Origin of the sequence: Pseudomonas sp. PS01299 (assembly GCF_029960145.1) — a bacterium.
Classification (GTDB): Bacteria; Pseudomonadota; Gammaproteobacteria; order Pseudomonadales; family Pseudomonadaceae; genus Aquipseudomonas; species Aquipseudomonas putida_A.
The window spans coordinates 1-8,219 of sequence record NZ_JASCPO010000246.1 but is presented as its reverse complement, the minus strand read 5'-3'; the positions used below and the strand labels follow the sequence as shown (position 1 = coordinate 8,219).

At 61.8% G+C, this 8,219-nt stretch carries 7 protein-coding genes; 3 read left to right on the top strand and 4 right to left on the bottom strand.

Features of this window, described 5'->3' with window-relative positions; all coding sequences use genetic code 11:
* Positions 1 to 148: 148 nt before the first annotated feature.
* The 4 genes from rpoH to ftsY all read right to left on the bottom strand — a co-directional run bounded on the left by rpoH (position 149) and on the right by ftsY (position 4,335).
* On the bottom strand, positions 149 to 1,003 hold the full coding sequence (rpoH, locus tag QMX91_RS26570) for an RNA polymerase sigma factor RpoH (protein ID WP_003229146.1): 855 nt from the start codon (positions 1,001 to 1,003) through the stop codon (positions 149 to 151).
* A gap of 115 nt (positions 1,004 to 1,118) precedes the next feature.
* The gene (gene ftsX, locus QMX91_RS26565; protein ID WP_282413618.1) at positions 1,119 to 2,144 is read right to left on the bottom strand and encodes a permease-like cell division protein FtsX; all 1,026 of its coding nucleotides are present in this window, start codon (positions 2,142 to 2,144) and stop codon (positions 1,119 to 1,121) included.
* Positions 2,141 to 2,812 (bottom strand): cell division ATP-binding protein FtsE, encoded by a 672-nt coding sequence (gene ftsE, locus QMX91_RS26560; RefSeq protein WP_003229148.1) that lies wholly within the window; start codon positions 2,810 to 2,812, stop codon positions 2,141 to 2,143. Before ftsE ends, ftsX begins: the two co-directional genes overlap by 4 nt.
* On the bottom strand, positions 2,809 to 4,335 hold the full coding sequence (gene ftsY, locus QMX91_RS26555) for a signal recognition particle-docking protein FtsY (protein ID WP_282413617.1): 1,527 nt from the start codon (positions 4,333 to 4,335) through the stop codon (positions 2,809 to 2,811). Before ftsY ends, ftsE begins: the two co-directional genes overlap by 4 nt.
* 344 nt (positions 4,336 to 4,679) lie before the next feature.
* On the opposite strand from ftsY, the gene QMX91_RS26550 reads away from it, so the two are divergent.
* The 3 genes from QMX91_RS26550 to rsmD are packed head-to-tail and all read left to right on the top strand — an operon-like array spanning position 4,680 to position 8,120.
* Positions 4,680 to 6,035 carry a pitrilysin family protein gene (locus QMX91_RS26550; protein WP_025112091.1) on the top strand — a complete coding sequence of 452 codons (1,356 nt, stop codon included), beginning with the start codon at positions 4,680 to 4,682 and terminating at the stop codon, positions 6,033 to 6,035.
* The gene (locus QMX91_RS26545; protein ID WP_282413616.1) at positions 6,028 to 7,515 is read left to right on the top strand and encodes a pitrilysin family protein; all 1,488 of its coding nucleotides are present in this window, start codon (positions 6,028 to 6,030) and stop codon (positions 7,513 to 7,515) included. Before QMX91_RS26550 ends, QMX91_RS26545 begins: the two co-directional genes overlap by 8 nt.
* A complete protein-coding gene (rsmD, locus tag QMX91_RS26540; protein ID WP_282413615.1) occupies positions 7,515 to 8,120 on the top strand; it encodes a 16S rRNA (guanine(966)-N(2))-methyltransferase RsmD in 606 nt (201 codons plus the stop codon). Before QMX91_RS26545 ends, rsmD begins: the two co-directional genes overlap by 1 nt.
* Positions 8,121 to 8,219: the final 99 nt, after the last annotated feature.

The window sequence follows — 8,219 nt, the reverse complement described above, 5'->3', positions numbered from 1 at the left end:
CGCGAAGGCGGTGGGTCAGCCAGCATTGTCGGTGACTGACACGACGCCTTCGCGAGCAAGCCCGCTCCCACAGGGATTTGTGTTGAAACAGAAATGAAAACGCCCCGATCATCGCTGATCGGGGCGTTTTTGTTTGCCTGAGCGCCGGTTATGCGGCGATCGACAATTTGAGCTTGTTCATCGCGCTCTTCTCGAGCTGACGGATCCGCTCGGCCGATACGTTGTACTTCTGCGCCAGGTCGTGCAGCGTGGCTTTCTCTTCTGCCAGCCAGCGCTGGTAGAGGATGTCGCGGCTACGTTCGTCCAGCACTTCCAGCGCTTCGTGCAGGTTGTGGTTGGAGTTGTCGCTCCAGTCGGCATCTTCCAGTTGACGCGCCGGGTCGTACCGGTGGTCTTCCAGGTAGTTGGCCGGCGACTGAAAAGCGCTGTCGTCGTCAGCTTCTGCAGCCGGGTCGAAGGCCATGTCATGGCCAGTCAGGCGACTTTCCATCTCGCGCACTTCACGTGGTTCGACGCCAAGGCTTTCCGCCACACGGTGGACTTCCTCGTTGTTCAGCCACGCCAGACGTTTCTTCTGGCTGCGCAGGTTGAAGAACAGCTTGCGCTGGGCCTTGGTGGTCGCGACCTTCACAATGCGCCAGTTGCGCAGGATGAACTCGTGAATTTCCGCCTTGATCCAGTGCACGGCGAACGACACCAGACGCACACCCATTTCCGGGTTGAAGCGTTTTACCGCCTTCATCAGGCCGACGTTACCTTCCTGGATCAGGTCAGCCTGAGCCAGACCGTAGCCGGAATAGCTACGGGCAATGTGTACGACAAATCGCAGGTGGGCGAGCACCATCTGCCGAGCCGCCCCCAAATCCTGCTCATAGTAGAGACTCTCGGCCAGTTCACGCTCCTGCTCCGGCGTCAGCAATGGAATGCTGTTGACGGTGTGCACATAGGCTTCCAGGTTCGCACCCGGAACCAACGCGTACGCAGGTTGCAAAGAATTGGTCATGCGAAAAAACCTCCCACTTACATACTCGTGCCTCTCGGCACTGCGAAAAATTGACCGGGAATTCAAGTACAAGTTCCCAAAAAAACCGCAAGGTCAATCACGCGCAAAAAAGATTCTACTTCGGCGCCAGCTCCCTGAGATGACGTGCGACTGCAATCCATGCACCGATATAACCCAACAGCACCGCGCCAAGCAAGAGCGACAGACCGTCGGCAACTGGCACTCCGGCCAGCGCGAAATCACTGCCGTACAAGCCGGCCAGTCCAACCACCGCGTCGTTCAGCCAGTTCAGGCCGAACGCCAGCACACCCCAGGACAGAACACCCGCACCGAAGCCATACAACGCGCCCATATAAAGGAAGGGGCGACGTACATAGCTGTCAGTGCCGCCGACGAGTTTAATCACTTCTATCTCTGTGCGGCGGTTTTCAATATGAAGACGAATGGTATTGCCTATCACCAAAAGTAATGCAGACACCAAAAGCACCGTCAGACCGAAGACAAAACGGTCACCGAGCTTGAGGATGGCGGCCAGACGCTCGACCCAGACTAGATCAAGTTGCGCCTGTTGTACCTTCGGCAGCTCGGAAAGTTTTTGTCTTAATGCTTCCAGAGTCGGCTTGTCGACCTCGTTCGGGGTCACCAGCACCACGCCCGGCAGCGGGTTCTCCGGCAGCTCGCGCAGGGCTTCGCCCAGACCGGACTGCTGCTGAAACTCTTCCAGCGCCTGATCACGACCGACATATTCGGCATTAGCGACGCCGGGCATGCCTTTGATCTGCTCGCGCAACGATTCACCCTGCGCGGGCGTGGCATCCAGCTGCAGGTACAGCGAAATCTGCGCCGCACGCTGCCACGAACCGCCGAGACGCTCGACGTTGTTGATCAGCAGTGACAAGCCCATCGGCAGGCTCAGCGCCACAGCCATCACCATGCAGGTGAAGAAGCTGCCGATCGGCTGCTTGCCGAGGCGCCGCAGGCTGTCGAGCAGGCTGGCACGGTGACTTTCGATCCACGAACGCAACAGCGTGGAAAAGTCCGGGCCGTCGTCATCGTCGTGTTTTTTCTTCTTTGGCGGTTGCGGGTCGGCGGCTTTCGGGGCCACGCGCTCGGAAACCTTCGGACTGCGTGTCGCACTCATACGCCGGCCTCCCCGTCGCCGATCAGTCGGCCGCGTTGCAGGGTCAGCATGCGGTGCCGCATACGCGCAATCAGCGCCAGGTCGTGACTGGCGATCAGCACGCTGGTGCCCAGTCGGTTGATGTCTTCGAACACGCCCATGATCTCGGCCGCCAGACGCGGGTCGAGGTTACCGGTCGGTTCGTCCGCCAGCAGCAGGGCTGGACGGTGGACGATGGCGCGGGCGATGCCGACGCGCTGTTGCTGACCGGTGGACAGGTCGCCCGGGTACAGATCGGTTTTATCCGACAGCGCCACGCGCTCCAGCGCCGAATCGACGCGCTTGGCGATTTCGGCCTTGGACAGGCCGAGAATCTGCAGCGGCAGCGCGACGTTGTTGAACACCGTGCGATCGAACAGCAACTGGTGATTCTGGAACACCACGCCGATCTGCCGACGCAGGAACGGAATCTGCGCGTTGCTGATGGTGCTCAGGTCCTGCCCGGCCAGCAGCAGTTTGCCGCTGGTCGGACGCTCCATCGCCAGCAACAGGCGCAACAGCGTGGACTTACCGGCACCGGAGTGACCGGTGACAAACAGAAACTCGCCACGACGCACTCGAAAGCTCAGCTCATGCAAGCCGACGTGACCGTTCGGGTAGCGTTTACCGACCTGTTCGAAACGAATCATGAACGCTCCCGTTCGGCAAACAGTGCCTGGACAAAGGGTTCGGCTTCAAAGGTACGCAGATCGTCGATGCCTTCACCGACGCCGATGTAGCGGATCGGCAGACCAAACTGCTTGGCCAGGGCGAAAATCACCCCGCCCTTGGCGGTGCCGTCGAGCTTGGTCAGCGCCAGGCCAGTCAGTTCGACGGTCTGGTTGAATTGCTTGGCCTGGTTGATCGCGTTCTGACCGGTGCCGGCGTCGAGCACCAGCAGCACTTCGTGCGGCGCGTCGGCGTCGAGCTTGCCGATCACCCGGCGAACTTTCTTCAGTTCTTCCATCAGGTTGTCTTTGGTGTGCAGACGACCGGCGGTGTCGGCGATCAGCACGTCAATGCCACGGGCCTTTGCGGCCTGCACGGCGTCGAAGATCACCGACGCGGAGTCGGCGCCGGTGTGCTGGGCGATCACCGGGATCTTGTTGCGCTCGCCCCAGACCTGCAGCTGCTCAACGGCAGCGGCGCGGAAGGTGTCACCGGCGGCGAGCATGACTTTCTTGCCTTCCAGTTGCAGCTTCTTCGCCAGTTTGCCGATGGTGGTGGTCTTGCCAGCGCCATTGACGCCGACCACCAGAATCACGAACGGCTTGTTCTGCGAGGCAATTTTCAGCGGCTGCTCGACCGGCTTGAGCATCGCCGCCAGCTCGGCCTGCAACGACTTGTACAGCGCGTCGGCGTCGGCCAATTCTTTGCGGGCGACCTTCTGGGTCAGGCGCTGGATGATCTGCGTGGTGGCTTCGACACCGACATCGGCGGTCAGCAGTCGGGTTTCCAGCTCATCGAGCAGGTCGTCATCAATGGTTTTACGGCCGAGAAACAGGCTGGCCATACCCTCGCCGATGCTGGCGCTGGTTTTCGACAGGCCTTGCTTGAGGCGGGCGAAGAAGCCGACTTTGGTTTCTTCGCTGCGCGGGGCTTCCACTGGCGTTTCAGCAACCACTTCTACCGGCACCACCGGAGCAGCGACGACAGGTGCAGGTGCAGGTGCAGGTGCAGGTGCAGGCTCGGGCTGCTGAGCGACCGGCGCAACAGGGGCGACGACCACCGGGGTCACTGGCTCGGGAACAGCCGGCGCAGGCTCGACAACCGGCTCAACCACTGGCGCCGGAGCGACTTCAGGGACGAACGCGGCAGGTGCAGGAATCGGCGGCGTCACATGCGGCGCGGCCTCTTCGACCAAGGCCACCGGTTCTTCCGCCACCGGCAAGGTCAGCCACGGCTCGGCCGCCGGAGTCAGTGGCAGCTCGGCCGCCACCGGGGTTTCAGGTTCTGGCTCGGACTCGACCGGTTGCAGCACCGGCTCGGCGATCGGCAGCACGATCGGCGCCGGCTCTTCTTCTATAGCAGGCGCTGGCGTCGGAGCCGGTTCAGGAATCGCGGGCGGCTGTTCGACGACGGGTTCCTGCGGTTTCTTACGCAGCCATCCGAACAGGCTTTTCTTCTCGCCAGCCGCAGCTGGGGTCTTCTTGTCGTCGTTGGAACCAAACATGGAGGACGGCTATCTCACGGTAGCGACGCGCCATAAGGGCGCCCCGGCAAATAAATATTCGATGCAGAACAGACTGTGTTTCATCCAGCTTGTTCACGCGCAACATTTTGTCGAGGCGCCAGCGGCACCCCAAAGATTCGTATTAACGAAGGACTAAACCGGCAAAATCGGCGAAAAAGCGAAGTCTAGTCGATAAACCGCAGCTTTCTGCCGCCAACCTATACAACCGCATCAGGCCTGAAAACCTGATAGGCGTGGTCGCCGGTAAAACGGATCAGTATCCTAGCACCCTCTCGCCCGCCGACGCTAAGACCAAGCGGGCAGCCCAACAGGTTAAAAAACGAATGAATGCTCTAGCCCGCCGCGCTGCAGGCCTGCTGCTCAGCACAGTCTGCCTGCCCCTTTCGGCCCTGGCGGCCGACCCGCAACCGACCCACGAATTCACCCTCGACAACGGTCTGAAGGTCGTCGTGCGCGAAGACCATCGCGCGCCGGTGGTGGTGTCGCAGGTCTGGTACAAGGTCGGTTCCAGCTACGAAACCCCGGGCCAGACCGGCCTGTCCCACGCGCTTGAGCACATGATGTTCAAGGGCAGCGAGAAAGTCGGCCCTGGCGAAGCCTCGCTGATCCTGCGCGACCTGGGCGCCGAAGAAAACGCCTTCACCAGTGACGACTTCACCGCCTATTACCAGGTGCTGGCCCGCGACCGTCTGGGCGTAGCGTTTGAACTGGAAGCCGACCGCATGGCCAATCTGCGCCTGCCGGCTGACGAGTTCGCCAAGGAAATCGAAGTCATCAAGGAAGAGCGTCGCCTGCGCACTGACGATAAGCCGATGTCCAAGGCTTACGAGCGTTACAAGGCGATGGCTTACCCGGCCAGCGGCTACCACACACCGACCATCGGCTGGATGGCGGACCTGGACCGGATGAAGGTCGAAGAGCTGCGCCACTGGTATCAGTCCTGGTATGTGCCAAACAACGCCACGCTGGTAGTGGTCGGCGACGTCACCCCCGATGAAGTGAAGACCCTCGCCCAACGCTACTTCGGGCCGATTGCCAAGCGCGACGTGCCACCGGCGAAGAAACCACTGGAACTGGCCGAACCCGGTGAGCGCCAGATCACCCTGCATGTGCAGACCCAACTTCCCAGCCTGATGCTCGGCTTTAACGTGCCAAGCATTGCCACTGCTGAAGACAAGCGCTCGGTCAACGCCCTGCGCCTGATCTCGGCGCTGCTCGACGGCGGTTACAGCGGGCGCATCCCGACGCAACTGGAGCGCGGTGAAGAGTTGGTCTCGGGCGGTTCGTCGAGCTACGACGCCTACACCCGTGGCGACAGCCTGTTCACCCTGTCGGCGACGCCGAACACGCAGAAGAAAAAGACCATGGCGCAAGCTGAAGCCGGTCTGTGGAAACTGCTGGAACAGCTGAAAACCACCGCACCGTCCGCCGAAGAACTCGAGCGCGTGCGGGCGCAAGTGATCGCCGGCCTGGTGTTCGAACGTGATTCGATCACCAGTCAGGCCACCGCCATCGGCCAACTGGAAACGGTCGGGCTGTCGTGGAAGTTGATGGACACCGAACTCGCCGATCTGGAAAGCGTGACCCCGCAAGACATCCAGAACGCCGCCAAGCTGTATTTCACCCGCGAACGTCTCAGCGTCGCCCATGTCCTGCCACTGGAGACGACTCATGAGTGAGCGCAAATCCCCACGCCTGTTGCTTGGTCTGATCGCCATTGCAGTGATCGGCTCCGCCGCGTTCTATCTGATGCCCGGTGTCAAAACCGACGCCAGCGAAGCACTGGACAACGCCAAGACCAGCCAGAAGCTGCAATCGCTGGCCGAACTCGACGGCAAGGCCCCGGCCAGCCGCAAGCTCGACGTGCAGGCCTGGAACACCGCCGAAGGCGCCAAGGTGCTGTTCGTCGAAACCCATGAGCTGCCGATGTTCGACATGCGCCTGATCTTCGCCGCCGGCAGCAGTCAGGACGGCAATGCACCGGGCCTGGCAGTCCTGACCAACGCCATGCTCAACGAAGGCGTGGCCGGCAAGGACGTTGGCGCCATCGCCCAAGGCTTCGAAGGCCTCGGTGCGGATTTCGGCAACGGCGCCTACAAGGACATGGCGCTGGCTTCGCTGCGCAGTCTGAGCGCCGCCGACCAGCGCGAGCCGGCGCTGAAGCTGTTCTCAGAAGTGGTGGGCAAACCGACCTTCCCGGCCGATTCCTTTGCGCGCATCAAGAACCAGATGCTCGCCGGTTTCGAATACCAGAAACAGAACCCCGGCAAACTCGCCAGCCTCGAGCTGATGAAGCGTTTGTACGGCGACCACCCATACGCGCACTCCAGTGACGGCAATGCGCAGAGCGTGCCGAAGATCACTCTGGCGCAACTGCGTGAATTCCACGCCAAGGCCTACGCGGCCGGCAACGTGGTGATCGCGCTGGTCGGTGACCTGTCTCGCGCCGAAGCCGAGGCGATTGCCAATCAGGTCTCCGGCGCCCTGCCTAAAGGCCCGGCATTGTCGAAAATCGCCCAGCCGCAGGAACCGAAAGCCAGTGTCAATCACATCGAGTTCCCGTCGAAGCAGACCAACCTGTTGCTCGCGCAGCTGGGCATCGACCGTGACGACCCGGATTACGCGGCGCTGTCGATGGGTAACCAGATCCTCGGTGGCGGCGGTTTCGGCACCCGCCTGATGAGCGAAGTGCGCGAGAAGCGTGGCCTGACCTATGGCGTGTACTCGGGTTTCAGCCCGATGCAGGCTCGCGGCCCGTTCATGATCAACCTGCAGACCCGCGCGGAAATGAGCGAAGGCACGCTGAAACTGGTGCAGGACGTGCTCGCCGATTATCTGAAGACCGGCCCGACCCAGAAAGAACTCCACGACGCCAAACGCGAACTGGCCGGCAGCTTCCCGCTGTCCACCGCGAGCAACGCCGATATCGTCGGCCAACTGGGCGCCATGGGCTTCTATAATCTGCCGCTGAGCTATCTGGATGACTTCATGCGTCAGTCCCAGAGCCTGACTGTCGAGCAGGTCAAAGACGCGATGAACAAACACCTGAGCACGGACAAACTGGTCATCGTCAGCGCTGGCCCGACCGTGCCGCAAAAGCCGTTACCGGCCCCATCTGATAAACCTGCCGAGCAACCGCTCGGGGTTCCGGAGCATTAATGGCTACTCGTCCTAAAAAACCTGCGCAGAACGTCCACAACGGTGTGAACCAGTTGCGCATCATCGGCGGCGAATGGCGCAGCCGCAAACTGAGCTTCCCCGATGCGCCGGGCCTGCGCCCGACACCGGACCGCGTGCGCGAAACCCTGTTCAACTGGCTCGCGCCGTATGTGGCCGGGGCCAAGGTGCTGGACCCGTTCGCCGGCAGCGGCGCGCTGTTTCTTGAAGCACTGTCGCGTGGCGCGGCCACGGGTCAGGCGCTGGATGCCAGCCACGTAGCGGTATCGAGCCTGAAGGAACACCTCGGCACCCTGCGCTGCACCAACGGCCAGGTGCAGACCGCCGATGCGCTGCGCTATCTGGAAACCCAGGTCGCCACGCCGTTTGATCTGGTGTTCCTCGATCCGCCGTTCAACCAGAACCTGCTGCCGGCCGTTTGCGCCCTGCTGGAAGAGCGCCAATGGCTGGCGCCGGATTCGTGGATCTACACTGAAAGCGAGACCGCGCCTTCGACGCTGGGCCTACCGGGCAACTGGCGCCTGCACCGCGAGCAGAAATCCGGGCGGGTGTACTACGCGTTGTGGCAACGTATGGCCGTTAACTGAACGTATTGAACAACCCTGTGGCGAGGGAGCTTGCTCCCGCTGGACTGCGCAGCAGTCCCCAAAAAGGGCCGCTTCGCGCCCCAGCGGGAGCAAGCTCCC